The organism is Arthrobacter sp. MDB1-55 (assembly GCF_059092925.1).
Map to the genome: position 1 here is coordinate 404,854 of NZ_JBNHID010000002.1, position 26,729 is coordinate 431,582.

26 protein-coding genes are annotated in these 26,729 nt (G+C 64.0%); 7 read left to right on the top strand and 19 right to left on the bottom strand.

Annotated features, from left to right (window positions below; genetic code table 11):
* Window positions 1–6: 6 nt before the first annotated feature.
* Entirely contained in the window at window positions 7–966 is a 960-nt protein-coding gene (locus AC5RU3_RS09145) for a carbohydrate ABC transporter permease (RefSeq protein ID WP_493965344.1), read from the bottom strand.
* The gene (locus tag AC5RU3_RS09150; protein ID WP_493965345.1) at window positions 966–2,408 is read right to left on the bottom strand and encodes an extracellular solute-binding protein; all 1,443 of its coding nucleotides are present in this window, start codon (window positions 2,406–2,408) and stop codon (window positions 966–968) included. The genes AC5RU3_RS09145 and AC5RU3_RS09150 overlap by 1 nt, the downstream gene beginning before the upstream one ends.
* Before the next feature lie 248 nt (window positions 2,409–2,656).
* Here AC5RU3_RS09150 and pgm point away from each other — a divergent pair, with 248 nt between their 5' ends.
* The 6 genes from pgm to AC5RU3_RS09180 all read left to right on the top strand — a co-directional run bounded on the left by pgm (window position 2,657) and on the right by AC5RU3_RS09180 (window position 9,296).
* A complete protein-coding gene (gene pgm / locus AC5RU3_RS09155) occupies window positions 2,657–4,288 on the top strand; it encodes a phosphoglucomutase (alpha-D-glucose-1,6-bisphosphate-dependent) (RefSeq protein ID WP_493965346.1) in 1,632 nt (543 codons plus the stop codon).
* A gap of 63 nt (window positions 4,289–4,351) precedes the next feature.
* Window positions 4,352–5,680, top strand: coding sequence for a uracil-xanthine permease family protein (locus AC5RU3_RS09160; protein ID WP_493965347.1), 1,329 nt, complete (start codon window positions 4,352–4,354; stop codon window positions 5,678–5,680).
* A 146-nt stretch (window positions 5,681–5,826) separates the two neighbouring features.
* Window positions 5,827–6,588 (top strand): mechanosensitive ion channel family protein, encoded by a 762-nt coding sequence (locus AC5RU3_RS09165; protein WP_493965348.1) that lies wholly within the window; start codon window positions 5,827–5,829, stop codon window positions 6,586–6,588.
* A gap of 53 nt (window positions 6,589–6,641) precedes the next feature.
* Window positions 6,642–7,472, top strand: coding sequence for a DUF2382 domain-containing protein (locus AC5RU3_RS09170; protein ID WP_309070799.1), 831 nt, complete (start codon window positions 6,642–6,644; stop codon window positions 7,470–7,472).
* Window positions 7,473–7,602: 130 nt separating this feature from the next.
* The gene (locus AC5RU3_RS09175) at window positions 7,603–8,292 is read left to right on the top strand and encodes an aspartate/glutamate racemase family protein (RefSeq protein ID WP_493965615.1); all 690 of its coding nucleotides are present in this window, start codon (window positions 7,603–7,605) and stop codon (window positions 8,290–8,292) included.
* Window positions 8,289–9,296 carry an aminoglycoside phosphotransferase/kinase family protein gene (locus tag AC5RU3_RS09180; protein ID WP_309070797.1) on the top strand — a complete coding sequence of 336 codons (1,008 nt, stop codon included), beginning with the start codon at window positions 8,289–8,291 and terminating at the stop codon, window positions 9,294–9,296. The genes AC5RU3_RS09175 and AC5RU3_RS09180 overlap by 4 nt, the downstream gene beginning before the upstream one ends.
* 2 nt (window positions 9,297–9,298) lie before the next feature.
* On the opposite strand, the gene AC5RU3_RS09185 is transcribed toward AC5RU3_RS09180, so the two are convergent.
* The 9 genes from AC5RU3_RS09185 to AC5RU3_RS09225 all read right to left on the bottom strand — a co-directional run bounded on the left by AC5RU3_RS09185 (window position 9,299) and on the right by AC5RU3_RS09225 (window position 14,708).
* A complete protein-coding gene (locus tag AC5RU3_RS09185) occupies window positions 9,299–9,781 on the bottom strand; it encodes a MarR family winged helix-turn-helix transcriptional regulator (RefSeq protein ID WP_493965616.1) in 483 nt (160 codons plus the stop codon).
* Window positions 9,782–9,785: 4 nt separating this feature from the next.
* Window positions 9,786–10,046, bottom strand: a complete 261-nt coding sequence (locus AC5RU3_RS09190) for a hypothetical protein (RefSeq protein WP_309070796.1) — start codon at window positions 10,044–10,046, stop codon at window positions 9,786–9,788.
* 26 nt (window positions 10,047–10,072) lie between these two features.
* Window positions 10,073–10,843, bottom strand: a complete 771-nt coding sequence (locus AC5RU3_RS09195; RefSeq protein ID WP_493965349.1) for a glycerophosphodiester phosphodiesterase family protein — start codon at window positions 10,841–10,843, stop codon at window positions 10,073–10,075.
* 6 nt (window positions 10,844–10,849) lie between these two features.
* The gene (locus AC5RU3_RS09200; RefSeq protein WP_493965350.1) at window positions 10,850–11,656 is read right to left on the bottom strand and encodes an HAD family hydrolase; all 807 of its coding nucleotides are present in this window, start codon (window positions 11,654–11,656) and stop codon (window positions 10,850–10,852) included.
* A gap of 65 nt (window positions 11,657–11,721) precedes the next feature.
* Window positions 11,722–11,949 (bottom strand): zinc-ribbon domain-containing protein, encoded by a 228-nt coding sequence (locus AC5RU3_RS09205; protein WP_309070793.1) that lies wholly within the window; start codon window positions 11,947–11,949, stop codon window positions 11,722–11,724.
* 24 nt (window positions 11,950–11,973) lie between these two features.
* Window positions 11,974–12,501, bottom strand: a complete 528-nt coding sequence (locus AC5RU3_RS09210) for a YbhB/YbcL family Raf kinase inhibitor-like protein (RefSeq protein ID WP_309070792.1) — start codon at window positions 12,499–12,501, stop codon at window positions 11,974–11,976.
* Complete coding sequence (locus AC5RU3_RS09215; protein ID WP_309070791.1) at window positions 12,498–13,427, bottom strand: carbohydrate kinase family protein; 930 nt, start codon at window positions 13,425–13,427, stop codon at window positions 12,498–12,500. Before AC5RU3_RS09215 ends, AC5RU3_RS09210 begins: the two co-directional genes overlap by 4 nt.
* A 44-nt stretch (window positions 13,428–13,471) precedes the next feature.
* Window positions 13,472–13,906, bottom strand: a complete 435-nt coding sequence (locus AC5RU3_RS09220) for a PGPGW domain-containing protein (RefSeq protein WP_309070790.1) — start codon at window positions 13,904–13,906, stop codon at window positions 13,472–13,474.
* 43 nt (window positions 13,907–13,949) lie between these two features.
* Window positions 13,950–14,708, bottom strand: coding sequence for an alpha/beta hydrolase family protein (locus AC5RU3_RS09225; protein WP_309070789.1), 759 nt, complete (start codon window positions 14,706–14,708; stop codon window positions 13,950–13,952).
* A gap of 43 nt (window positions 14,709–14,751) precedes the next feature.
* Between AC5RU3_RS09225 and AC5RU3_RS09230 the strand changes: the two genes are divergently transcribed.
* A complete protein-coding gene (locus AC5RU3_RS09230; protein ID WP_309070788.1) occupies window positions 14,752–15,846 on the top strand; it encodes a GTP pyrophosphokinase in 1,095 nt (364 codons plus the stop codon).
* Here the strand turns inward: AC5RU3_RS09230 and AC5RU3_RS09235 are convergent.
* The 8 genes from AC5RU3_RS09235 to AC5RU3_RS09270 all read right to left on the bottom strand — a co-directional run bounded on the left by AC5RU3_RS09235 (window position 15,833) and on the right by AC5RU3_RS09270 (window position 26,684).
* Window positions 15,833–17,491 (bottom strand): cytochrome b/b6 domain-containing protein, encoded by a 1,659-nt coding sequence (locus AC5RU3_RS09235; protein ID WP_493965351.1) that lies wholly within the window; start codon window positions 17,489–17,491, stop codon window positions 15,833–15,835. The two genes, AC5RU3_RS09230 and AC5RU3_RS09235, sit on opposite strands and share 14 nt — an antisense overlap.
* Before the next feature lie 3 nt (window positions 17,492–17,494).
* Window positions 17,495–18,481 carry an electron transfer flavoprotein subunit alpha/FixB family protein gene (locus AC5RU3_RS09240; RefSeq protein ID WP_493965352.1) on the bottom strand — a complete coding sequence of 329 codons (987 nt, stop codon included), beginning with the start codon at window positions 18,479–18,481 and terminating at the stop codon, window positions 17,495–17,497.
* Between the two features lie 9 nt (window positions 18,482–18,490).
* Window positions 18,491–19,267 (bottom strand): electron transfer flavoprotein subunit beta/FixA family protein, encoded by a 777-nt coding sequence (locus AC5RU3_RS09245; RefSeq protein WP_493965353.1) that lies wholly within the window; start codon window positions 19,265–19,267, stop codon window positions 18,491–18,493.
* A gap of 98 nt (window positions 19,268–19,365) precedes the next feature.
* Window positions 19,366–20,829 carry a flotillin family protein gene (locus AC5RU3_RS09250; protein WP_309070784.1) on the bottom strand — a complete coding sequence of 488 codons (1,464 nt, stop codon included), beginning with the start codon at window positions 20,827–20,829 and terminating at the stop codon, window positions 19,366–19,368.
* Window positions 20,830–20,933: 104 nt separating this feature from the next.
* Window positions 20,934–21,128, bottom strand: a complete 195-nt coding sequence (locus AC5RU3_RS09255; protein ID WP_309070783.1) for a hypothetical protein — start codon at window positions 21,126–21,128, stop codon at window positions 20,934–20,936.
* Window positions 21,129–21,276: 148 nt separating this feature from the next.
* Window positions 21,277–23,655 carry a phosphoketolase family protein gene (locus AC5RU3_RS09260; RefSeq protein WP_493965354.1) on the bottom strand — a complete coding sequence of 793 codons (2,379 nt, stop codon included), beginning with the start codon at window positions 23,653–23,655 and terminating at the stop codon, window positions 21,277–21,279.
* A gap of 42 nt (window positions 23,656–23,697) precedes the next feature.
* Entirely contained in the window at window positions 23,698–26,142 is a 2,445-nt protein-coding gene (locus tag AC5RU3_RS09265; protein WP_309070781.1) for an ATP-dependent DNA ligase, read from the bottom strand.
* 62 nt (window positions 26,143–26,204) lie between these two features.
* The gene (locus AC5RU3_RS09270; protein WP_493965355.1) at window positions 26,205–26,684 is read right to left on the bottom strand and encodes an SRPBCC family protein; all 480 of its coding nucleotides are present in this window, start codon (window positions 26,682–26,684) and stop codon (window positions 26,205–26,207) included.
* Window positions 26,685–26,729 lie beyond the last annotated feature (45 nt).

The window sequence follows — 26,729 nt, forward strand, 5'->3', positions numbered from 1 at the left end:
GGTTCCTCACTGGTAAAAGACGAATCGGCGGCTGAGCCGGAACTGGAGAGCTGTGATGGCCATGATGAGCATCATGAGCACCAGCCCGATGGCGGAGGCCCGTCCGAACTCGAGCTGCTGAAACGCCGACTCGAAGATGACCATCACCGCAGTCCGCGTGCTGTCGCCAGGTCCGCCGCGGGTCAGGACGTATGGCTGGTCGAACACCTGCAGGGCGCTGATGATCGCCATGACGGAAGCCACCAGAACGGTGGGGCTCAGGAGCGGCAGGGTGACATTGACGAACTGCCGCCACCCGGTGGCTCCATCGAGGGCTGAGGACTCGTGAAGCTCCTTGGGTATTGAAGCCAGCCCACCGACAAAAAGCAGGAACGAGAACCCGAAGTTCTGCCACACATACACCAGCACGACGACGGCGGCGGCCCCACCTGAGGTGGTCAGCCACGGAACCGCCGGAACGCCGACCACGGAAAGCATCCAGTTCACGACGCCGAACTGCTCATTGAACAGGTAGCCCATGAAGATGGACACGGATGCTGCCGAGAGGATCAGTGGGAAGAAGAAGGCCGAACGGAAGAAGACCCGCAGCAAGTTGGGCATCCTGCCCTGGATTGCGACGGCGAGCACCATGGCAATTCCGAGTTGCAGCGTCACCGCCACAATCACGAAGACGATCGTGTTGAGGAAGGAGACCCGGACGGTTGGGTCGCTCACGATGTCAGCGAAGTTGCTGAATCCCACGAACTCGGGGGCGGAGATGATGTCCCAGCGGAAGAAGGCCAACAGGACTGAGGCGAGGATGGGCACGATCGTGAAGATGGCCATGCCGATCACGGTGGGGGCGAGGAAAAGCGGTGCAATCAGGCGTTCCGCCATCGACTTGTTCTGCCGTGTGGGCCGTTTTCGTGCCGCGGGTGCCGCCGTCGTCGTCGGGTTGGATGGGGTTTTGAGTGTTGGGGCGCTCATTAATTGCTCCTCAATGCCAGTTCGAGGTCACGCTGCAGGCTTCCCATCGCGGAGCGCACCTGGGCGGACGACCCACTGACAGCAACCGAGACGTTCTTCATAAGGGCGGTTTCCACAGCGGCCTGCTGGGGTGGGGCGGGAATGGGTCCGGAGGTCGGGAAGCGGTCGAGGGTGTCGTAGAAGACCTTCCAGTGCTCCGGTCCAGTCGATGCGTACAGGGACTGGTTCACCATTGAGCGCCGCGTAGGCGTGGTGTTAGGTGTCGGGAACGCAAGCTCCATGGCGGGCTTGGACGCGCAGAACTTCACCCATTCCCAGGCTGCGTCCTTGTCCTTGGCGGTACGCATGATCGCGTAGCCCGCAGCACCGAACTGGTGCCTCTGGGTGCGCCAGCGGGGGAAGAACTGGACGTCGAAGTCATCGGCACCCATGCCGGCCTCATGAAGACCCTGCACCCAGTAGCCTCCGGCGGGGGTTGCGCCGATACGGCTGCTGGCGAAGAGGCCAACCAGTGCGTTGCCGCCGCCTCCCTCAGGCCGCACACCCAGGCCTTCCGCGACGAGTTCCCGTAGGTAATCGAAGGTCTCGATGACCCGGGGGTCCTCTGCGTTCGGTGTCTCCCAGAGATAGCCGCCGCTGCGAAGGGATCGGGTGGGGTCTTTCGAGTAGAAGCGGTCCCAAAACCAGTCGCCTCCGGTCGCCTTCTCCTCCGCGAGGAAGCTGGTGTCATTCGCGTACAGCCATGGGACCACTCCGCCGAAGAGGCGGTTGGTCCAGTAGTAGGGAGTGAAGCTGCCGTCCGTCGTCGACTTCATGGCGCGCATGACCGCCGTGAAGTCCTCGTTGGTCCAGTCGTCGGCTGGCCTGTCGAGCCCTGCGCGCTGGAGGGCGCTGGTGTTCAGGTACATGTTGGCGGCGTTCCAGTCCAGCGGCAGCTGGTAGAGGCTGCCGCGGTACATGAACGCCTCGATGAGGCTGGGGTGGACGTCCTGGAAGTACTCCTGAATGTCCGCGGCGTCGCGCGTCAGATAGGGATCGAGCGGTTCGGCCAGTTTCTTGGCGAACAGCTGGGCGCCCTCGGTAGCGACGTAGACGACGTCGGGCGGGTTCCCGGCAGCGACCATGGTGAGGATCTTGGAGAAGAAGTCACGCCAGTCAGCGCCCTGGATTGCCTGGATGCGAACCGGGATATCCGGATGCAGGCTCGTGAACTCGTCGACAAGGGCCTGGCGGGCAGCGGCGTCGGCCGAGGTACCCAGGATCGCCACGTTGAGTGCTGTGCTGTTTCGGCCGGGGATATCGGCGCCGGTGAGCCTCGGCCAGGCGCCAACCGTTGCCCCAACGGCGCCGATGCCGAGGGCTCCGAGGAGGGTGCGCCGTGACAGGTCGCCGGCTCGGGCGAGAGTGGAGTTGCCCTGCCCGGATGATTGCGTGGACGTCATCGTCGATCCTTTCTAACACGTGTTAGGAAGGCTACTCGCCGCACCTGACACGTGTCAAGGGTCACATTTGAAGGACTTCGCCGAGCTGATGGCCACCCCGCATCGAGTGGGCGCTGAGGACAACTCTCAAGCCGAACGAAGGTTGCCAGCGCCCACTCGATGCTCGAAAGGACGGGATAACCGCGCGAGGTGACGAAATTTGCGGTCATCCCACCCAGCAGATGGCACACGATGGCATGCTTGGTCCCATGGCTAATCGAGCAGGCACCGTTGCCCAACCCAGCGACCTCGTTGATGTAGGCGCCCTTCTGGACGCGTACTTTGATTCCAAACCCGATCTGACGGACCCGGCCCAGAGGGTAGCCTTCGGGACGTCCGGCCACCGCGGGTCGTCCCTGAAGTCATCCTTCAACGAAGGCCACATCGCCGCGATCACACAGGCGATAGTTGAGTATCGGGCAGGCCAAGGAATCACCGGCCCGCTGTTCATGGGCAAGGACACGCACGCCCTGTCCGAACCCGCCCAGAACACGGCCCTCGAGGTGCTCGCCGCCAACAACGTGGCCGTTCGCATCGACGCACGCGGCGCTTACACGCCCACCCCGGCTCTCTCGCACGCCATCCTTGCCTACAACGGTTCACGAATGGACCGGGCAGACGGCATTGTCATCACTCCTTCGCACAATCCCCCTGCCGACGGCGGCTTCAAGTACAACCCACCTCACGGCGGGCCCGCGGACTCCGACGCCACCAACTGGATCGCAGCCCGCGCCAATGAACTGCTCGAGAATGACCTGCGTGATGTCAAGCGCCTCCCCACCGCCCAGGCCCAACAGGCGGACTCCATCGGCACGTATGACTTCCTCCAGCACTACGTCGAAGATCTGCCGAATGTGTTGAACCTTGAAGCGATCCGAAGTGCGGGCGTGCGCATCGGTGCTGATCCCATGGGCGGGGCATCGGTCGATTACTGGGGTGCCATCGGGGAGCGGCACAACCTCGACCTCACCGTGGTGAACCCAACCGTCGACCCGCAATGGGCGTTCATGACCCTCGATTGGGACGAGAAAATCCGTATGGACTGCTCTTCCCCCCACGCCATGGCCTCGCTGATCAAACGGGCAACGGACTACGACATCTCCACAGGCAACGACGCCGACGCGGACCGCCACGGCATCGTCACCCCGGATTCCGGCCTGATGAATCCCAACCACTACCTCGCCGTCGCCATCGACTACCTGTACCGGAACCGCCCGCAGTGGCGACAGGACGCGATGATCGGCAAGACACTGGTCTCCTCGTCGATCATTGACCGAGTCGCCGCTGATCTTGGCCGGGTGCTCGAGGAAGTTCCGGTCGGCTTCAAGTGGTTTGTTCCCGGGCTCGTGTCCGGTGAAGTGGGCTTCGGCGGAGAGGAGTCAGCCGGCGCGTCCTTCCTCCGCCATGATGGTTCAGCCTGGAGTACCGACAAGGACGGTATTCTCCTCGCGCTCCTTGCGGCGGAGATCACGGCTGTCTCCGGGCGCACCCCGTCGCAGCACTATGAGGGCCTTACCCAGCGATTCGGTTCCCCCGTCTACGCGCGGATCGATGCCGCCGCTACGCGCGAACAGAAGTCGGCGCTGGGCAAGCTGTCGCCGTCGGACGTGGCAGCGACCACCCTGGCGGGGGAAGAAATCACCGCACGCCTGACTGAAGCGCCCGGCAATGGTGCGCCGATCGGCGGGCTCAAGGTCACCACCGAGAATGCCTGGTTCGCTGCGCGCCCCTCAGGAACAGAGGACGTCTACAAAATCTACGCAGAGTCTTTCCTTGGCGCGGACCATTTAAGGCGCGTGCAGGAGGAAGCCAAAGCCCTGGTGGACGGTGTAATCGCCTGACCTCCCGGGGGCCTTTCTCGCGTAGGATTTCCGGAGATCCCCCAATCCCCGGAAGGCACCGCCATGAGCAGACTCGGAACGAACTGGACGCTGCACGGAGACGGTCGCAACGTGCAGCCAGGGCGGTTCGTCGCACCCGATGAGAGGCTGAGCTGGCCTCGCACCGTCGGCATCGGCGCACAGCACGTTGTTGCGATGTTCGGTGCAACGTTCCTGGTGCCGCTGTTGACCGGCTTCCCGCCGTCCACCACCCTGCTCTTCTCGGGGCTGGGGACCCTGCTTTTCCTGGTCATCACGGCAGGCAGGGTCCCCAGTTACCTCGGGTCGAGCTTCGCATTCATCGCGCCGATCGCTGCGGCTCAGAGTCAACACGGTCCGGCGGGCGCACTGGGTGGCGTTGTCATGGCAGGTGTCGTCCTGGCCCTGATCGGATTGGTGGTCCACTGGGCCGGCGCGCGGTGGATTCAGGTCTTGATGCCGCCAATCGTCACGGGTGCGATCGTCGCCCTGATCGGCCTCAACCTTGCTCCGACCGCGAAAGCCAGCTTCGAACAGGCTCCCGTGACCGCTCTCGTCACGGTCGCCTCGATCCTGTTGGTCACCGTGCTCTTCAAGGGGATCTTGGGCCGCCTGTCCATCCTCATCGGCGTGCTGGTCGGGTACCTCGTAGCCGTACTGCGCGGTGAAGTGGACTTCACCGCGATCAACGATGCCGCGTGGTTCGGCCTGCCGGCGTTCATGACGCCGGAATTCCACCTTTCCGTGGTCGGGCTGTTCGTGCCGGTGGTCCTTGTTCTGGTGGCTGAGAATATTGGCCACGTGAAGTCGGTTGCCGCAATGACAAACCGCGACCTGGATCCGATCACAGGTCGCGCACTCATGGCGGACGGCCTGGCTACCGTCCTCGCGGGGTCCGGCGGAGGGTCCGGCACCACCACGTACGCCGAGAATATCGGCGTCATGGCCGCGTCACGCGTGTACTCAACCGCCGCCTACTGGGTCGCCGGAATCATCGCTGTGCTCCTCAGCCTCTTCCCTAAGTTCGGGGCGCTCATCGCAACGGTTCCTGCCGGCGTACTGGGGGGTGCCGGCGTCGTGCTCTACGGCATGATCGGCATCCTCGGGGTGCGCATCTGGGTCCAGAACAGGGTCGATTTTTCGAATCCAATCAACCTATCGACGGCGGGCGTCGCGTTGGTGGTGGGCATTGCCAACTTCACCTGGACTGTCGGTGCGCTGACCTTCGAGGGAATTGCGCTGGGGACTGCGGCGACGCTCCTTATTTTCCACGGAATGAGCGCAATTGCGCGGGTACGGGGTAGCGAAGACGTCGCCGGGCCCGACGAGATTGAGGCGGAAGACCACGGCACGCGACCGTCCAAACTCGGGTAAATTCTCACAAGCTCCGAAGGGTATACCACGGCAACCTAGTAATCAGTAGGCTTCCTATTACCCGTTTTTGTGGCTAGTGTGTGAACACCAGATCGGCATGTTGTCTCCCCGGGGCTCGGCCGATGTTCCCCACCTCGGAGGCATTGATGGAAGAAACCCTCAGAAGCGGCCTGGCCACGGTCGTGGAATTCGTTCCAAAGCTGCTGCTGTTCCTGGTCATCCTGATTGTCGGGCTGCTGATCGCCAAGGCAATCTCCAAGGCACTGTCCAAGCTCCTCGAGCGGGTCGGCTTCGACCGGGCCGTCGAGCGCGGCGGAGTCAAGAAGGCGCTTGCGAAGTCCTCACTGGACGCGAGCGACATCATCGCCAAGATCGTCTACTACACGCTCGTTCTGTTCGTCCTGCAGTTCGCCTTCGGGGTCTTCGGACCGAATCCGGTCAGCGACCTGCTGCGTGGCATCATTGCCTTCCTGCCGAAGATCATCGTTGCAATCATCATCGTGATCATTGCTGCAGCCATCGCTGCAGCGGTCAAGAGCCTCATTCAGAACACCCTCGGCGGGCTCTCCTACGGCAAAGTTCTGGCGAACATCGCTAGCATCTTCATCCTCGGTCTGGGCATCATCGCCGCCCTGAACCAGGTGGAAATCGCTACCACCGTCACCACCCCCGTCCTCATCGCCGTCCTTTCGGCGGTTGTCGGAGTGATCATCGTCGGCGTCGGCGGTGGCCTGATCAAGCCGATGTCCCAGCGCTGGGAGCACTACCTCAACAAGGCAGAAGAGGAAGCGCCCCGCCTCAAGGCCGAGGCCCAGAACTCACCCTCGGCCTCGCAGCAGCTCAAGGGAGCTACCGAGAAGGCCAAGGCCACGAACCAACCCAATAAATCCGGCGCACACCGCGTCTGATCGCAGAACTCCCATCGCAGTACCCATGCACCACCACTGAAAAGGAGAAAAACATGATTTCCCAGGACAACATCTCGCAGATCCTCGAATCCGGCGGCAAGGTCATCGATAACGACGGCGACAAGATCGGCTCAGTCGGGCAGATCTACGTCGACGATCACACCGGAAACCCGAGCTGGGTCACAGTCAACACCGGCCTCTTCGGCTCGAACGAATCCTTCGCACCCCTCGAAGGAGCCTCGCTCGAGGGTCACGACGTTCGCATCGGTTACTCCAAAGCCAAGGTGAAGGATGCCCCCAACGTGGCACCGGACGGCCACCTGAGCGAGCAGGAGGAGAGTGAGCTCTACCGCTACTACGGCATCTCGGCCGGTGGAGCCGGCGGATACGACGGTGACAGCGCCAACTACACCACCGGCACCACCGGTGACTACGACTCCAGCCGCACTGACTACGAGTCCGACCGTGCCACCGTTGGACACGACACGTCCGGTCCCACCACCGACGACGCGATGACCCGTTCCGAGGAGCAGCTCCACGTCGGTACGGAGCGCCGTGAGGCCGGCCGTGCACGCCTGCGCAAGTACGTCGTCACGGAGAACGTCACCAAGACGGTTCCCGTGCAGCGCGAAGAGGTCCGCATCGAACGCGAGCCGATCACTGACGCCAACCGGGACGAAGCCTACGCCGGCCCCGCCATCAGCGAGGAAGAGCACGAAGTTGTTCTCCACGAGGAGCGCCCGGTCGTCGAGAAGGAAGCCGTTCCTGTGGAGCGGGTTCGCCTCGACAAGGAAACCGTCACTGAGCAGCACACCGTCAATGAGGAAGTTCGCAAGGAGCAGATCGACACCGACGACGTCGATGGCATCCGTGACGGTCGCTAGCTAGCACCCCACGACAGGCAAACGGCCCACCTCCTTCGGGAGGTGGGCCGTTGCTGTGACGGGCCATCCTCGCCTACCGTGGTCCCGCGCCGGACCCGCCTGTCAGAATGGGATGATGTTGCGCATCGGCATGCTTGGGGGCATGAGCTGGGAAAGCACGGCGGAGTACTACCGCCTGGTCAACGAGATGGTCAGGGACCGACTCGGCGGACTCCATTCTGCCGACTGCCTCGTGAGGTCGGTTGACTTCGCCCCCATCGAGGAGAAACAGGTCAGCGGTCGCTGGGAAGAGGCCGGTGCTGCCCTGGCAGCGGCTGCCGTTGAACTCGAACGTGGCGGCGCCGAACTGCTCGTGCTGTGCACCAACACCATGCACAAGGTGGCTCCTGCGATTGAGCAGGCGATCAGTATTCCGTTCATCAACCTGCTCGACGCGACGGCGAGCGCGGTGAAGAAGACAGGCACGACGACGGTGGGCCTGCTGGGAACGGCCTTCACCATGGAGCAGGACTTTTATCGTGACGGACTGTCCGCCCATGGGCTGCAGGTGCTCGTTCCTGACCAGGAGGACCGCGCACTCATACACCGGGTTATTTATGACGAACTCTGCGTGGGAACTGTATCCGACGATTCCCGGAAGGAGTACCAGCGAATCATCGCCGACCTGGCGTCGCGCGGCGCAGAGGGGGTAATCCTGGGCTGTACCGAGATCGAACTGCTGATCTCGCAGGAAGACGCCAACGTCCCACTGTTTCCAACGACGGCGATTCACGCCGAAGCGGCCGTGGACGCCGCGCTGAGTGGCACAATAATCCGGTGACTACCCCCGCCGCGCACCCGGTCGATCTCTGGAGAAGTGCTGACTGGCAGTCGAAGGCGCAGTCGTGGGTCTCGCAGGTCCTGGCCACCCTCAATATCGAGCAAACGGGTCCGATGAGTGAGCCACGGATCCGCTTCTGGTCAGTGCAACTCACCTTTCCCACGGACCACGGAAAGCTTTGGTTCAAGGAGAATAATCCGGGTCAGTTCCAGGAAGCGTCGATTGTTGCGGCGCTGGCCGAGCTGGCGCCGGAGCGCGTCGTGGCGCCCCTGGCCATCGAGCCGACCAGGGGTTGGATGCTCACCGCGGATCATGGGGCCACCCTCGCCACCCTGAAGTCCTCGGATTACGCCCTGTGGGCGCGGGTGGTCACAGATTTCGCGGAGCTGCAGCAGCAGGTGGCTCCGCACAGGGAACGTTTGGCGGGAGCAGGGCTTGCTTCACTGGAGCCCGGAATTGCGGGCAACTTCGTCAGTAACCAACTACTCCTCCACAGCGGACTTCCCGAGAACCATCCGCTGTACCTGAGCGCCGAACAGGCGGATCGTGTCTACGCCAGCGTGCCCGCCATCGAAAACGCAGCCGCCGTGCTGAACGGACTGGGTGTGCCCCTGTCCCTGGAGCACAACGACCTGCACCCCAACAACGCCTTCATACCGGGTTCAAGCACGGACCCCTTGCGGTTCTGCGACTTCGGGGATTCCTACTGGGCCCATCCGTTCAGCTCGCTCTACGTCCCCCTTGGAATCATGATGGAGGACTGGGAGGCCGGGACCGACGACGCCCGCGTCCGCAGGGTACTGACCGCCTACCTCGAGCGGTGGACAGCTTACGCGCCGCTCCCCGCCCTGAGGGAGGCGCTTGTTCCGGCCCTCCAGCTTGGCCGCCTCAACCGGTACGCCTCCTGGCTGCGCCTGCTCATCCACGCCGATGACGAATCAATGCGCGAGTACGGCCCGCATGCCCTGAACTACCTGCAGTCGATCTCGGATCCTGTCCTCTAGTCTCAGGCGCCGTGCGCAGCGTCGATGACCTCGCGCATCATCCGGTTGAGGTCTTCTGCCTGCTGCCGTGACAACCCAAGCCTGGCCATCATGGTGCCGGGAACGGACAGCGCACGCTCCCGCAGTGCCCTGCCCTCTCCGGTGAGGCCGACGGCGAGCGCCCGCTCATTGCCGACCACCCGCTGGCGCGTCACAAGCCCATTCGCCTCAAGACGCTTGAGCATCGGCGAGAGGGTAGCCGGCTCCATCGCGAGCGCCTCTCCTATTCCGCGCACGCTTCGTGGGCTGCTCTCCCAAAGCGCGAGCATCACGAGATACTGCGGATGGGTGAGGTTTAGTTCCTCCAGTACCGGGCGGTACGCGCCGATAACGCTCCTCGATGCGACCGACAGGGCGAAACACAGCTGTCGCTCAAGGAGCAGGTCATCATCCGTCGGCACATTCTCGGAGGATCCCTCCGCCGACTTACGGGGCGACTGCGTGATGGTGTCAGTCAACCTTGTCCTCCCCGCGCTTCACCAGGTAGGTCGAGCCATCAGCATTCCGAACCACGTCCCATTGCTGCAGTTCCTGCTGGCGCTGCTGATGGGCGGCACCATCGGCATATTTGATCGGACCGTCCAACCCGCCCTGATCTGCTGGACCGAAGAACATTCGCAGTCGACCCGTCGCCCGCATAAACCGATGCGACAACGGCATTTTCTCCGCCATGTGTGATGCCTTCCTGATGGTGGGCTCGATCGCCTTCATCAAGTATAGCCCTAACAGTTAGTGCACTAACTGTGCGGCCAATACCCCCGACGCCGCATTACTCCCGCCAGTACATCGGCCCGGTCGGAAACCAGTCCTCCGGCCCCCAGATCCAGCAGTTCTTCCATTTCGGAACGATCGTTGATCGTCCAGACATGGACGGGAATGCCCGCGGCACGGCAACGTGCAACGAAGGCGCGCGTCACCACCGGCAGCCCTCGGTATCGACGCGGAACTTGTAGGCAGTCAACACGCGTCAGCCTCGCCACCCACTGCGCGAGACCGAGCGGAGAGAGAACCTTGATCACCGCATTGACAGCCATCCCGGCCGACGACGCTGTCGGCCGACTCAGCCGCTTGAGAACCCTGAGTCGACGCCGATCCGAGAACGACGCAACCAGCACGCGGTCATGGGCGCCGGCCGCTTCGATGACCTCCGCAAACGGCTGCACAGAGAAGTCATCTTTGACATCGATATTCAACCGCGCGTGCGGCCACCGCTCAAGCACTTCGGCCAGCGTGGGAATCCTTTCGCGACCGCGGACCCGTACTGCATCCAGGTCAGCGAAGGTATGGTCTACTACCCGCCCGGTCCCGTCAGTCACCCGGTCGAGGCGCTCGTCGTGGAAGACGACGACGACGCCGTCGCGTGTAGTGCGTACGTCCAGCTCCAAGTACCGGAAACCAAGGTCGATGGCCGCTTCCATAGCGACCAGGGTGTTCTCACAGCCATCGCGTGAGAAGCCGCGGTGTGACAGGGCAAGAGGGCCGTCAGCAGCGAAGTACGGCTTCACCACGGCGTTTCAGGCTGACTTCAGCGCTGAGAGCCGCTCCTCAAGCACCTGCGCCACGCCGTCGTCGTCGAACGCCGGCGCACGGAAGTTCGCCGCCGCAAGTGCTGCGGGGTGGCCGGACGCCATCGCATAGCCGTGGCCGGCCCAGTCCAGCATCTGAATGTCGTTGGGCATGTCCCCGAAGGCGATGACATCCGCCTGGTCGATCCCAAGGGAGGCGGCGTACCGGGCGAGAGTGACCGACTTGTTGATCCCCGGCACGCTCATTTCCAGCATGGGGACGCTCGGCGCTGAATGCGTCGTGGCGACGAGGTGTTCGACGGCGGGAGCCACCCGGTGCAGGAACTCGTCCGGGGTGATGCCGTTCTCCCGGGCGAGGAACTTGATGACCCCGTCTCCGTTGAGGGAGTCGCGGAGTGGCCGCGGCTCGGTCGCGCCGAGCAGCTCAACAGATCCCGGATCAGCGAAGCCCGGCTCAATGAGAAAGCTCTCCACAGTCTCGGCCGCGAAACGCGCCGCCGGGTAGAGGTCGCGGATGATCCTTTGCGCTTCGAAGATGCTCTCCCCGTCGAGGAGATGGGAGGCGAGTACTTCCTCACGACCCAGGTCATAGGTCAGCGCGCCGTTGGAGCAGATGACGGTGCCCTTGAACCCGAGTTCCCGGAGGGGTTGCAGCCAACGCGGCGGACGTCCGGTCACGAACACCACCTCGACGCCCGAATCCAGGCATGCCTCGAACGCACGCACCGTCCGGTCCGAGATCCGGCCATTATGGCCAACAATCGTGCCGTCCATGTCGCTGGCGACCAAACGCATGCTCAAACTCCTAGCCTGGGTAGGTATCAAGCCTACCCAAGCCGAACGAACGGGTGGGCTCCCCGTCAGGCAATCGCATTCATCTCACTCTTCGACACCTGTGCAGTTATGCCGCAATAGGAACACGTCCGAAAGTAGCGGCGGCTGGTGGTGAAGAGCGGAATGAAGAACAGCGTGAACTTCGACGCGCGCTCGTCAACGCGCTGGGAGGCATGCTGCCCGCAGTTGGGGCAGACAGCCTGCCGACGGAAAAGTTCCTTCACAGCGGTCTTGAATCCAAACAGAATCAACATGTCATGCCTCCCGGCGTCGGCTGCCTATTGTTCGTAGGTGCCCACGATACGCGCGCGGCCGAGCGTGTGGGAGAACAAATTGAAGCCGAGGTAGGCGTTCGACGCATCGGCGGGTACGTCGAGGCGCTCGACATCAACCGCGTGCACCACCACGTGATAGTGGTGCGGACCGTGTCCGGCAGGAGGTGCTGCGCCCACAAAACCGGGGAAACCGCCGTCGTTCTTCAACTGCACTGCCCCGTCCGGCAAGCCTGCGCCGTCCTCGGTACCGGATCCGGAAGGTATCGACGTGGTGGTGACCGGAATATTGAAAACCGCCCAGTGCCAGAAGCCGCTGGCCGTGGGGGCATCGGGATCGTACACAGTGACCGCGAAGCTCTTGGTGCCCTCCGGGAACCCACTCCAGCTCAGCTGCGGCGAGACGTCATGGCCTCCCGCGCCCATCCGCCCCGATGCGTGCTTGATATCGAGTGGCTGGTTATCAGCTATGTCGCTGCTCGTGAGCGTGAAGGACGGTACCTCAGGAAGATCTGCGTAAGGATCGCGGGTCATGCGTACACTCCTCGTGTTCTCAGTTCATCTCGGGTGGGCGGGTTGGCACCTGCGCGTGACACCGTTACGGCCGCTGCAGCGGCGGCGAACGCCAGGACACCTTGTGTCTGCTCAACGGACAGGGTTCGCAACTCATTCCGCCGTTGTGCACCGTCCAGCTCGTGGTCCACCAGGGCGCTGAGCAGGGCCGCCATGAAGGAGTCCCCCGCACCGACGGTGTCCACCACGGAGGTCAGCGGTGCGGGAACCTCACATTCCCCTCGGTCCACCACGGCCCACGGTCCTTTGGACCCGCGGGTTACGACGACGACGGCGGGCCCCAGTTCCAGCCAGTGGCGTGCGGATTCACGGTGATCCTGTCCGGGATACAACCACTCGAGGTCCTCGTCGGAGGCCTTCACCACATCGGCGAGGGCAACGAACTTCTCTGCCTGCTCGCGCGCGTAAGCGGCGTCCGTGATGATGGTCGGCCGGCAGTTCGGGTCGTAGGAAATCGTCGCGAAAGGACGTGCGTGACGGATTGCTGTCAGGACATCCCTGGCCCCGGGCTCCAGCATCGCGGCGATTGAACCGGTGTGCACAAGGGTGGTGCCGTTGAAAAGATCATCGCGGGCCGCGAGTCCCGGAAGTTCCCAGGAGAGCTGGAAGTCGTAGCTGGCGCCCCCGGCGGGGTCGAGGCGTGCAGAAGCGACGCTCGTCGGGTGGGAGTCGGCGGGTAAGGGTGCCAGGACGGCGTTGTCTGCAAGGTGCCGGTGGATCCGGCGGCCGAATTCGTCGTCTCCGAAACGTCCAAGGAACTGGGTGGCGTGACCAAGACGCGCCAATCCCACGGCCACGTTGAGGGGACTGCCGCCGACATGGGCACGCGGTGGTGCTGTGTCGCTGAGAACTTCGTCGATAAGGGCTTCGCCGATTACTGTGAGCACCGTCTCAACCTAGCATTTCGCCCGATGGCGGGATTCGGGAGAACCTACCGGAAACGACGGATGCTGTAGACGAGCAGGGTCAGCGCGATGATGGCGGAGAGCACAAGGCTGAGCCCCGCGCCCCATCCACCGAAGAGCCACCAGCGTTCCTCCACCGGCCACCAGCCAGGCGCCGGCGGCTGCAGCATCCAGAGGATCCCGAGCCCCATGAAGAAGAAGGCACCCAGAGCGCTGAAGGCGATCCGCGGCCAGGTCTTCACGCCGACCCGCGCAGCCTTGTACGCCTGTTTCTTGATCGGGTGCAGCTTCCGCTCTGCCCACTCGTACTGCTGGGACAGCACGGCTAGGCCACCAACCAGCATCAGCAGCCCCGGTCCGGGCAGCACGAGCGCGGCGATTCCGAGCACCACAAGGGTCCAGCCAAGAATTTCGAGGCCGGTACGGTGGGCAGCCCGATGGAGCCGGGATCGTGCATTCATTGGTGCAGGATCCCACACTTCCCTGAATTCCCCATGAACACCGTTACGTGAGACGTTCTATGGCGGTAACGACGCTTGCCCATGCGTCCGTTCCAGGCGTGATCATCGCGTAATGGTCACCCGGAATGCGGATAACCTCCGCCGTCGCTCCCTCCGCGACCGCGGCATCCACGTACGACTGCGACTGACTCAACGGAACTGTGGAATCCTCCTCGCCGTGCAGGGCCAGCACCGGCACCGATAGCGGGACAACCGACATCGGGTCGGCAAGCCGGTACTTTTCGCCATCGGGCTCACCGAGGAAATCCTGAACGGCGCCGTTGCCCAGCCTCTCCTCGCGGGCTCGTTGCAGGTTCAGCACGCCGGACTGACTGACGACGCCGGTGATCGGGACGGTCGGCACGCCGCCTCCCGGAGCATCCGGGGGCAAAGACGGCCGCCCCGCCGCCCATACCGCAAGGTGACCGCCCGCGGAGTGGCCGAGTGCCGTCGTCGTACTGGTGTTGAGGCCGTGTTCCCTGGCCGCGAAGGCGAGCAGGTCTATGCCGGCGGCTACGTCCTGGAAGGATTCCGGCCAGCCTCCTCCGTTGCCCACGCGCCGGTATTCGAGGTTCCAGCAGGCGAAACCGCGTGAGCTGAGGTCTTCGGCGAGCGGGGTGCCCAGTTCCAATGTGTAGCGGCTCCGCCAGAACCCCCCATGAACAATGACGACGACGCCCGGCTGCTGCTGCCCGACCGGCAGGTGAAGTTCGGCAAACTGGTTCGGATCGCTGCCGTAGGTGTAGCGCTGGGGGCCTGTCACCTTCGACAGCGTAGCCGGTGTCGGTGACGGGTGTTTAGATGGGTTGGTGAGTGCATGGGATGAGTTGGACGAGAGGCTGCGGCCTGCCGTCGAGGAGAGCGTTCGGGAGTTTGAGCGCGTCCGGCCTGCGCTGGTGGCCGTCACGGCGGATGCCCGGGAGCGGATCGAGGGCATGTTCAACGGCACGGAGTTACGGCCGCTGTTCATCACGGCGCGTACCAAGACGGTTGAGTCGTTCCGGGACAAGGCCTCGCGGATGCTGGTGGACGGTGACGGACCGCCCAGCCTGGTGTTCCCCGACCCTCTCCGGAACCTGACGGACCTGGTCGGCGTGCGCGTGATCACGACCCTCCCCCACGAAGTTGACGACGCCGCCAACCTCATCAAGCGTCAGCGGCATGAGTTCGACTGCCGCGGGGACCGGGAGAAGGACATCGGTTCCATTGAATCGGGAACGTACGGTTACTCCAGCCGGCACCTGATCCTGCGCACCATCCAGAACGACGCCGTCCGTGCCTACCAGCAACTGCTCGGTTCAGATTCCGGCAGCTACCTCTTCGAGACCCAGATCCGCACCGTCCTTGCCCACGCCTGGTCGGAAATCGAGCATGACATCCGGTTCAAGTCGTTCAACCCGAAGGCGTGGAGCCCCTACTTCGACCGGCAATTCACCGCCACCGCGGCGATGCTGGAGAGCGTCGAGTCGACCTTCGCCGACCTACATTCCCGGTACCAGAAAGTCACCGGCTTCTGGGATCCGAACGGCGAGGGCGGCGTCGAACTGACGCCGGACCGCATCCGCGAGGTGTGGCAGACGCTGCTGCCGCATGTGGACCGCAAGTCCGACGACGACTGGCGCTGGGCGGCGGAGCTGCTGTCCGCGCACCGGCTCACCACCACCACGGCCCTCGTTTCGCTGCTGCAGGCTGACACCATCACCTCGGTCCGGCGCGCGCTGGACCACCGTTACTCGCCGGGGCCTGACCGGCTGCTCGACGACGTGCTGCTCTGGAACTTTGGCGAACGGCATATCGAACTGACGGCGGATCCGTCGTCGGAATCCGGTGCTTCGCGACGCGACAGCCTGGTACGACGGTTCCGCCAGATCCGTACGTTCCGCTCACTCAACGCGAGCTGACACGCCCAAACAACCCCGCGAGGGGGGCCAACACCACTGGTCGCGCCGCGATCCAGGCACCGATGACCAGCAGGAGCGATCCAAAGAAGATCCAGAACCCGGTCCAGTTCACTGCGTCCTGGCCGCCGTACATGTGATTGAGGTTCCGGAGGGCACCCGTCGCGAACACCAGTGCAACGTGACCGATGATGAACACCACGAAATAAAGCATCACGGGAAAGTGGATGGCCCTTGCCCACTCGATCGGATAGAGGCGGTTCAGGGTTTTGGCGTCCTTCGGCCAGATTCCGGACATGCGCGCGCCGGATATCGCTGCCAGCGGGGCGGCGATGAAGACGGTGACGAAGTAGGCGAGCATCTGGAGGCTGTTGTAATTCACCCAGCCGTTCTCGGTGGGCCAATCCAGCGAAACATACTGGATCATGGCTGACAGCGCGTTCGGGATCACCTCCCAGGTGATGGGCACCAGGCGTGCCCAATGGCCCGTGACAAACAGGAGCACCACAAATATCAGCCCATTCAGGAGCCACAGGACATCGAGCGTCTGATGGAACCAGGAAGTGATGCTGATTTTCCCGTCGCTGCCCTTGGACCACTTCGGCGTCCAGTATCCCGGCGGTCGTGTTTCCCTGCGAACCTGCAGGCCCGACCGGATGATCAGGACAATCAGGAAGAAGTTGAAGAAGTGCTGCCATTGGGCCCATGCCGGGAACCCTGGATCCGTGCCGGCCGGCAGGGCGGTTTCACCCGGATACGCCGTCAGGAAGTCCCGCATGAAGTCGAGCGTGACCAGCCACCGCGTGAAGAACACCGCTGCCAATGCGACCCCCAGAAGCCCGAGCGCGCCGAACACCAGTATGGCTGTGCGGCTTCGCGGTTTCTTCGGGTTCGTGGATTTCGTGGGTTTCGGGTCCGCCCGGCTTGCGGGAGGCTGGGGAAGCGGCGCGGATGCTTTCGCCTCTTCCTGTGCTCCTGACGTTTCCGTCCCCTCCTGAGTCGTAGGTGCCGCTACCCGTTTACGCTCAATTAGGGATTCGATGACGACGGCGGTCTCCGGGGGCCAGGGATCGCCGCCTGACACCCGGGGCAACCCGCGACGCAGCAGTGTGGACCCCACCGCCGCTGTTGCTGCGGGCGCCGACGCGATGTCTTTGGGCCCTGATGGCGATTCGTCAGTCGGTGCGGGAACCGTTGGTTTCCCTGGCAGCTCGACGGAATCAGTCGCCGGAGCTGCCGTCGTCTCGACTTCTGCCTGATCCTCCTTCACAGGGGCAGAGGATGCAGCCGCAGGCAGCTTGACAGCAGGAGGCCATGGATCACCTCCCACGGACCTGGGAAGGCCGCGGCGCATGGTGCGTGCAGCCGCCCCTGCCGGCGTCGCGGGCTGCGGAGGAAGCGCCGTCGTCATGTCCTCGAGAGGTGGCGCCGTCGTCGTGGGCTGCGGAGGTGGCGCCGTCGTCGTCTCCTCGGGAGGTGGCGCCGTCAGCGTGCTCACGCGGTCGCTGCGGACAGCACCGGGTCCGGGAGAGGGTTCGCGGCGGGCGTCATCGCTCTGGTCCGCCACTGCGGTGCCCGCGGGAGGCCACGGTTCGCCGCCGCTCTGCCGGGGCAGTCCCCTGCGCATCGTGCGGCCGTACGTCGCCATGGCCTACTCCTTCCGGGCGGACAGCGAATTGATCAGCTGCGGCACCACCTGGAATAGATCTCCGACGACGCCGAAGTCGGCGATCTCGAAGATCGGCGCGTCCGGATCCTTGTTGATCGCCACGATGGTTTTGGCGGTTTGCATGCCGGCACGGTGCTGGATGGCGCCGGAGACCCCGATCGCCACGTAGAGCTGCGGCGAGACGGAGATCCCGGTCTGACCGATCTGGTAGTTGTTCGGCACCCAGCCGGCATCGACTGCGGCGCGTGAGGCGCCGACGGCCGCCCCCAGGACATCGGCCAGCTGGTCAACGAGGGCGAACTGCTCCTGGGACGTAAGACCCCGTCCTCCCGCCACGACCTTGACGGCACCGCGCAGTTCGGGGCGGGTTGAGGTCACAGTGCGCGCTTCGAACGACTCAATGGATGCTGCAGCGATTCCGGACGAAGGGACATCGAGTGACTCTATCTGCGGTGTCCGGGCTTCGGCGCGGGAGTCGACTGCACCTTCGCGAAGAGTGATGACGGGGGCACCGAACGTGGGCGCGCAGTCGACGCTGTAGGCGCCGCCGTACACCGAGTGGTGGGCAACGATTCCCTCTGGATCCCGCCCGACTCCCACGGCGTCGACGGCGAGGGCAAATCGCGTGCGCGCCGCGAATCGTCCGGCTGCATCCCGCCCGTCAACGGAGTTGGAGATCAGGATCGCGTCAGGCCGAACCAGTCCTGCGGCGGCGGCGAGGGCGTCGACAGTCGGCACAGCCAGCAGGGAGGACACTGACTCAGGCTGGGCAATGAGCACATAGGCGGCACCGAGGTCACCGGCCGCGGCAGCGATATCCGCTGCCCCGTCCGGTCCTGCCACGATAAGCGCTACGGGCGTGCCGACCTCAGCCGCGGCGCCCAGGAGTCCCGCTGCGCTCCTGGCCGGCCTGCCTGAGGGGGTGGTCTCAAGCAGGACAAGAATTGAGTTTTCGGGAAAGGTAGTCATGCTCGTTCCTTAGGCCAGTCGGTTCTGAATCAGGAACTCGGCAAGTTTCTCGCCGGCGTCTCCCTCATCGACGATCTTCATACCGGCGGATCGTGCGGGCCGCTCTGACACTGCAAGCATGATGGAACGAGGGACGTCCAGCGCCTCCGGATCAACCTCGAGGTCAGCGGCGGTCAGCTTCTCAACGGGCTTCTTCTTCGCCGCCATGATGCCCTTGAAGTTGGGGAAGCGTCCGGCGGGGAACCGCTCGGTGATCGAGATGACCGCCGGCAGTGCCGCCGCTACCTCCATGATCCCGCCGTCCGTTTCACGTGTTCCGTGCAAACGCTCGGCAGACACCTCGACGGAGGTCAGGGAACTTGCGTGCGGCACCCCCAGCAACTCGGCGAGCATGGCGGGGATTACCCCGCCCTGCCCATCGGTCGAAAGGTTGCCGGCAATCACGAGGTCAAACCCGGTACGCCGGATTGCCGCAGCCAACACCTCAGCTGTGAGACCAAGATCGGCACCGACCAGTTTCTCGTCGGCGATGTGGACCAGCTTGTCCGCACCCATGGCCAACGCCTTGCGCAGTGTCGTCGTCGCCGATTCAGGGGTCATGGAGACGACCGTGATCTCCGGGCTGTCGAGTGAGCCGGCAAGGGACAACGCCGACTCAAGTGCCCGCTCGCCGATCTCGTCGAGCACAGCTTCGCTGTCGCTGCGCTCGGCGAGGCCCGTCTCGAGATTCAGCTTGCGTTCCCCGTAGGTGTCCGGCACCTCTTTCATGAGAACGACGATCTTCATTGACCCTCCTCAGTGTCTGATGGCTCCGGCAGCGCCTCACCAATTCAGTGAGGGAGCGTTAACCGAAAACCATCTGCACAGAGGATACCGCGAGACCGCTACGAATGCGGTTCGGACGGCGCGGCAGGTGAGGGCTTTGTGCCGTTGCTCCCCCAATTGCGGAGCATCTCAACCGCATCGAGACCAGTGGTGTCTTTCAACAACTGGAACGTCTGGTGCAGACCGCCGCTCACGTTCCTGCTGAGCTGGCTGGCGCCGTCGTTGGAAATCACTGTCATGTTATCTATCGCGGACATAGGTGCTGCGATCTCGCGTGCCACGAGCGGCAGCATCTCCATAACCTTGTTGAGCACCGCAGCGTCGTTGAATTGCTCGTACGCGCGAGCCTGCGCCTCGATGCCCTGCGCTTCGGCGATGCCCTTTTGGCGGACCACGTCTGCTTCGGCCTCACCACGAACCTTGATCACCTCGGCTTCGGCTGCGCCGTTTGCCCGCGTGACTGCTGCGGCGGCATTGCCTCGCGCTGTGCTCGCGGCGGCTTCTGCCTCGGCGGCCACCTTGTCGCCCTCTGCGGTGAGGCGTCGCTTGGTCAACAGGACCTCCGCCTCCACCTGGTCGGCCTCGGACTGGCGCTTGCGCTGCTCGAGCTTGCCGGCCGCTTCCTGCTCCACCCGGTACTTTTCGGCGTCGGCCGGCTTGCGGATCTCAATGTCGAGTTCACGTTCGCGGAGTTCTGCCTGGCGGGAGGTGACCTGCTGTTCCTTGAGCAGGATCGCTTGCCTCTGCTCCGCGGCTGCGAGGGGCCCCGCGGCGTCGGCCTGCGCCTGGCGGGCGTCGGCAACTTCCTTCAGCTCGGCGCGGCGGATGGCAAGGCGCTGTTCTGCGAGCGCCACCTGCTCGTCCGCGATGGCCGCGGCTTCCGCGGCTTCCTGGGCGGCATTCGCTTCAGCGATTTTTGCGAGCTTCTCGGCCAGGGCAGCCTCCGGACGCCCAAGGTTTTTCAGATAGCTCGAGTCGTCATTGACGGACTGGATCTGGAAGGTGTCGATCACGAGGCCCTGGTTGTGCATCGAGTGCTCGGCCTCTTCCTTCACGCTCTTTGCGAAGGAAGCACGGTCCTTGATGATGGAATCGACCGTGAGGGTACCGACGATGGAACGCAGCGAGCCCGAGAGTGTTTCCTGCGTGTAGTGGTCAATCTGGTCCTGCTGGTTGAGGAAGCGCTGCGCAGCCCGGCGGACGGCTTCTTCGTCGCCGCCGACCTTGATCTGGGCTACACCGGTAAGGTGCAGCTTGATGCCGTTCTTGGAGATGCCCTCGATCTGCAGGGTGACCTGTCGCGACGCCAGCGAGATCGAGAAGGCCCGCTGGCTGAACGGGTTGATGAAGGTGCGCCCGAAGACAACCCGTTGGCCCTCCTGGTTGCCCTTGCCGGTGATGATGAGCGCTTCCGCAGGACTCGCAATCCGCAAGGCCATCCGTGCGATGATCACAGCGACCAGACCCAGAACGATAAGGACGCCGACAATCACCCCCAGTGTGACCAACAGGCCAATATCCACAGTGTTCCCCCATTTTGATAAGACTGATGTGACGGCGGTTACCGCCAGCACAGACGCTACACGATGGGGTTACCCGATCCTTACCCCGCGTTGTGCGCCTTCGGTCAGGCGCCTTCCCGCCGTGCGTCAGCCCAACTCTCGGCAGCTGCAAGCTGGCGTCGGGCGGCGGCAACCACGGCATCCGGCCGCGGGTTGCGCCAGACCTGCTCGAGCTCCGAGAGTGCATCCGCGACAGCGCGGCTGGCAGCAGCCAGGACCGTCGACTCGTTCGCTGTATGAATTACCGGAATGGTGCTCATAACACTTATTCGTACTCGCGTGACCTTGGGATTTCTGTGTGTTCAAGTTGATTTCCCGGTCGGGGAAGTTCGTCACCGAAGCCCTATGCGTCGTCGTCGTCGTCATTGGGTGCCGCAGCCAACAGGGTGAGCCGCCGGGAGGCGCTCCTCAACCGGCGTCGTCGGGCGATGCCTCCTCCAGCAGCCAGCCGGTGACCTCAGCGATGTCCTTACCGGCGTCGCGCGTGTACTGCCACGCCCGCTGCCGCTCATCCTGCAGATATTGCCGGAGACCGGCCTGTGTGGAGCGCAGCGACGGCACTCGATCGATCACGTCCATTGCCAGCTGATACCGGTCAATCTGGTTCAGCATCGCCATGTCGAACGGCGTGGTAGTAGTCCCTTCCTCCTTGTAGCCGCGTACGTGGATGTTGTCGTGGTTGGTCCGCCGGTACGTCAGCCGGTGAATCAGCCAGGGGTAGCCGTGATAGGCGAAGATCACCGGCCGGTCGCGGGTGAAGAGCGTGTCAAAGTCCCGTGCCCGCATTCCGTGCGGATGCTCGGCGTCGTCTTGTAGGCGCATCAGATCCACCACGTTCACCACACGCACCTTCAGCGTGGGCAGTGCCTCCTTGAGCAGACCCGCCGCTGCCACCACCTCGACGGTAGGCACATCTCCTGCACAACCCAGGACGACGTCGGGATCCTCCCCGCCCCGCGGGTCCTCACTCCCCGCGAAGTCCCATACCCCGATGCCCCGTTCTGCGTGGAGACGCGCATCCTCCGGTCCGAGCCACGTCATGGTCGGCTGCTTGCCGGTGACGATTACGTTCACTCGGTCCCTGGTCTGCAGGCAGTGTTCCGTGACGGCGAGCATCGTGTTCGCGTCCGGCGGCAGGTAGACCCGAATGACGTCGGCCTTCTTGTTGACCACATGGTCGATGAATCCGGGGTCCTGATGCGAGAACCCGTTGTGGTCCTGCTGCCAGACATGGCTGGACAGCATGTAGTTCAGTGAGGCGATCGGTTGCCGCCACGGCAGGTCCTGGTGCACTTTGAGCCACTTCGCATGCTGATTGAACATCGAATCCACAATGTGCACGAACGCCTCGTAGCAGTTGAACACCCCGTGCCGCCCTGTGAGAAGGTACCCTTCCAGCCAGCCCTGGCACAGGTGCTCACTCAGCACCTCCAGTACGCGGCCGGACCGCGCGAGGTGCTCATCGACGTCGTCAATCCGGTGCTGCCAGGCCTTGCCGGTGGCCTCGTAGACGTCCTGCAGGCGGTTAGATGCCGTCTCGTCCGGACCGAAGATCCGGAAATTCTCCGGATTCAGCCGAATGATGTCCCGCAGGTACCCGCCCACGGCAAGCATGGGGCTCACCTTTTCCTTGCCGGGTCGCTCGACGACGACGGCGTGATCACCATAGGCGGGCAGTCGGAGGTCACGCAGCAGCCGTCCGCCGTTCGCATAGGGCGTTGCGCTCATGCGGAGGTCTCCGGCTGGAGCACCAGCAGCGATCTCGTCCCGAAGGCTGCCGTCCTCCGTGAACAGCTCCTCGGGCCGGTAGGAGCGCATCCAATCCTCAAGCTGCGCGAGATGCGCGTCGTCGTCGTGAACCCCTGACAGCGGGACCTGATGTGCCCGCCAGGTTCCCTCGACCTGCTTGCCGTCCACCGTGGCGGGGCCGGTCCAACCTTTCGGCGAGCGCAGCACGATCATGGGCCAGGGCGCGTACCCTTCACTCCCCCGAGGTTCCATTCGGGCCTCGGCCTGCAGTGCTGCAATCCGTTCCAGGCAGGTGTCGAGGGCGGTGGCGAAATCGTGGTGCGCCTGCTCGGTGGCGTGCGGATCTGTGACCGTGACGAAGTGGGGCTCGTAGCCGTAGCCCCGCATCAGGTGTTCGAGTTGGGCCTCGGGCATTCGGGAAAGCACCGTCGGATTGGCGATCTTGTACCCGTTGAGGTGCAGGATCGGCAGGACCGCGCCGTCGTGCTTTGCGTCGAGGAAGCTGTTCGAGTGCCAACTGGCCGCCAGCGGCCCCGTCTCTGCTTCGCCGTCGCCGATCACACAGGCTGCAACCAGGTTCGGGTTATCGAAGACCGCCCCGAACGCGTGGGCAAGCGAGTAGCCGAGCTCGCCGCCCTCGTTGATGGAGCCGGGGGTTTCCGGAGCCGCATGGGACGGTATGCCGCCCGGATAGCTGAACTGCTTGAAGAGCTCCTTCAGGCCGGCAGCATCGCGACCCACATGGCTGTAGGTTTCCGTGTACGTTCCTTCCAGCCAGGCGTTGGCCACGTTCGCGGGACCGCCATGGCCGGGTCCGGTGATGAAAAGCATCTCCTGGCGGCGTTCCACGATCGCCCGGTTGAGATGCGCGTAGACGAAGTTGAGGCCGGGGGTGGTCCCCCAGTGCCCGAGCAGCCGCTCCTTGACGTCGTCGCGCCGTAGCGGCCGCCGCAGCAAGGGGTTGTCCCTCAGATAGATCTGCCCCACCGACAGGTAGTTGGCAGCCCTCCACCAGGCGTCGAGCTGTTCAAACTGCATAGGCTCCTACTCCCCTTGTTCCTGTTGAGTCAGATTCCGGAGTCAGATGTCGACGACGACGTCGGACGGCTTCTTGTCCGGCCGCCACCCCCGCCAGACCGGATGGCGCAGCTTGCCGCCGGACGTGCGTTCGCTGAACTGGACCTCCCCTACGAGTGCCGGCCGGACCCAGCGGGCATCGGACGCATCGGGGGCCGGCACATCGTCGAGCGGTGCCGTCTTGCGGGCCATCTTCTTCAGCCTTGAACCGATCTCCGCGAGCTCCCGCTCGGTCAGCCCGGAGCCCACGCGCCCGATGTACTTCAAGTCAACGCCGTCGGGAATCGCCACCAACAGTGAGCCGACCTTGTGTGCGCGGCTGCCCTTGCCCGGACGCCAACCGACGACGACGACCTCCTGGGTGAGCGCGTGCTTGATCTTCACCCACGATTCGGACCGCCGGCCCGGCGAATAGGTGCTGCTGACCCGCTTGGCCATGATGCCTTCGAGGCCCAGTTCCTTGCTGGCCTCGATCGCTTCGTCGAGCGTCGCATCAAGGGCGGGAGGTACCTGGATGTGACCGTCCTCGGGACCGTCCACGGCCTGCTCGAGTACCTCGCGGCGTTGTGAGTATCCGAGGTCCAGCAGGGAGTTTCCGTCAAGATGCAGCAGGTCGAAGAGCAGGAAATGGACCGGGGTGCGCCTTCGCGCCGCTTCGATGTCTGAGTGTTTGGTGAGGTTCATGCGCCCCTGCAGCAGGCCGAAATCCGGGCGGCCGGCCTTATTGATCGCGACGATCTCCCCGTCCAGCACCGCCTGCTCACCGTTAACGTAGCTGCCGAGGTCAGCAAGCTCGGGATACGCCTTGGTCAGGTCGTTGCCGTTGCGGCTCAGGAGCCGGGTTCCCTCCGGGGTGACCGTCGCGACAGCCCGGATACCGTCCCACTTCATCTCGAAGGCCCAGCCGTCTTCCGAGCGCAGCAGCCCGGGATTTCCCGTTGTGGCCAACATAGGTCTCAGCGTGGGAAGTTCTTCGGTGGTGCGCGGCCTGAAGGCGGGAGGTGAGGGCTGGCCGGGCTGTTCCTTCATCAGGTGGATCAGCCAGTTCTTCTCGGCCGCGTCGGTGGGCCCGCCGGTATGAATCAGGGCGAATCTGCGCACTGCGTTGCCGCCTCTGGCGAGGCCCCCATCCTCACGGCCCTGCAGCGTACAGATGACCTCCTTGCCCGGCCGCCACTTCTCCGCCTCATACGTGCCGGAGTCCCAGATGTACACCTCGCCGGCCCCGTATTCGCCCCTGGGGATGGTGCCCTCAAACGAGCCGTAGTCGAGCGGGTGGTCCTCGGTCTGGACAGCGAGGTGGTTTTCCCCCGTGGAGGTGGGCGGTCCCTTGGGGATGGCCCAGGAGACCAGTACGCCGTCGCGCTCCAGTCGGAAGTCGTAGTGGAGGCGCCGCGCGTGGTGTTCCTGAATGACGAAGCTGTTGCCGCCCGGCTCGCCCACCGTGTCCGGAACGGGCTCCGGTGTTTTGGAGGCATCCCGCATGGAGCGGTAGGTGTGCAGGCGGTCCGGGCCGCCGTCGTCGTTGTCGGGGCCTCCGTTGTCTTCTGCGCCATCCCGGTCCATGTCCCCGAGCAAATCGCCGTACTCGGTGATCCGCTCAATCACCTGCTCATAGTTGAGGTGGTCAAGATCCGGATCGTCGAGCTCCTCCCAGGTTCGCGGCGCCGCAACCATCGGATGCGCTTTCCCGCGGAGTGAATATGGCGTGATGGTGGTCTTGTTGCGGTTGTTCTGGCTCCAGTCCAGCAGCACCTTGCCCCCGCGCAGCGACTTTTTCATGTCGCTGACCACCAGGTCCGGGTGGTCGGCCTCCAGGATGCGCGCCAATTCCTTCGCGACGGCGGACACCTGGTCCGAAGTCTGCTTCCGGTCCAGCGGGGCATACAGGTGGATCCCCTTCGATCCGCTGGTTACCGGCCTCGGGTCCAGGCCCATGTCGTTCAGGATCTCGCGGGCCAGCCGGGCTACTTCGGCGCATTCAAGCAGCGTTGCGCCCGGTCCCGGGTCAAGGTCGAGGACCATTCGGTCCGGGTTGCTTACCTCTCCATTGGGACCGAACTGCCACTGCGGCACGTGAATCTCAAGGGCTGAGATCTGCCCCAGCCAGGTCAGCGTCGCGAGGTCATTGAGCAAAGGGTAGACGTTGGTGTGATCGCTGTGCTCGATACCGTGGCGCTCAATCCACGACGGCGCGGATTTGTCGAGGTTCTTCTGGAAGAACACCTCGCCTGGTTTTTCTTCGGTGCCGACGCCGTTGACCCACCGTTTGCGCGTCACCGGCCGGTTACGGGCGTGTGGGATGAGGCAGTCAGCGACGGCAGCGTAGTAGGCAAGGACATCGGCCTTGGTGGTGCCCGTCGCGGGATACATCACCCGGTCCAGGCTGGTCAGCTTCAGGCGGCGTCCACCGACGGTAACCGTCTGCTGCGCGCTGCCTGGAGCCATTTCCCCAGTCTTGTAGGGATGCGCCGATTACGCCAGTGCGGTCGGCAGCGCGGACATCCGATTCAGTCGCCGAGCTCCGCCTCATACCGGGCCACGTACTGGTCCCACAGTGCCGGATCCTGTCCGAGCGGGCGTTCGTTCAGGAAGTCGTCGAGGCCCATGAGGGTCAGGTGCCAGCCTGCCGCCGAGCGGGCGATATCCTGGCCCTCCTGGACGGTGTTGGTCAGCGTGAGGAGGCTGCCGCCGTCGTCGTCCTCGATTTCCCAGCGCAGGACTTCCTCATCCCACGTATAGGCGAGCAGCCGCGGCTTCTCTGCCTCCAGAACTGTCCCTTCCATGGCTTTCTGGCCCGGGAACTTGAAGGTGACCACGGCACCGGGACGCGGCAGGATGTCCAGCTCGCATGGAAACCAGTACTTGAGCTTCTCGGGATCAGTGAGGTGCTTCCACAGCACCCTGGCCGGCGCATTGAAGCGCATCTCGAACCAGAGGGCGGGTTCTCCATCGGCGAGCGTCTTGGTAACCATCGGTTCGGAGTTCACCTAAGCAATCGTAGACCGGCACGGGCAACACTGGTTCACTAGGAA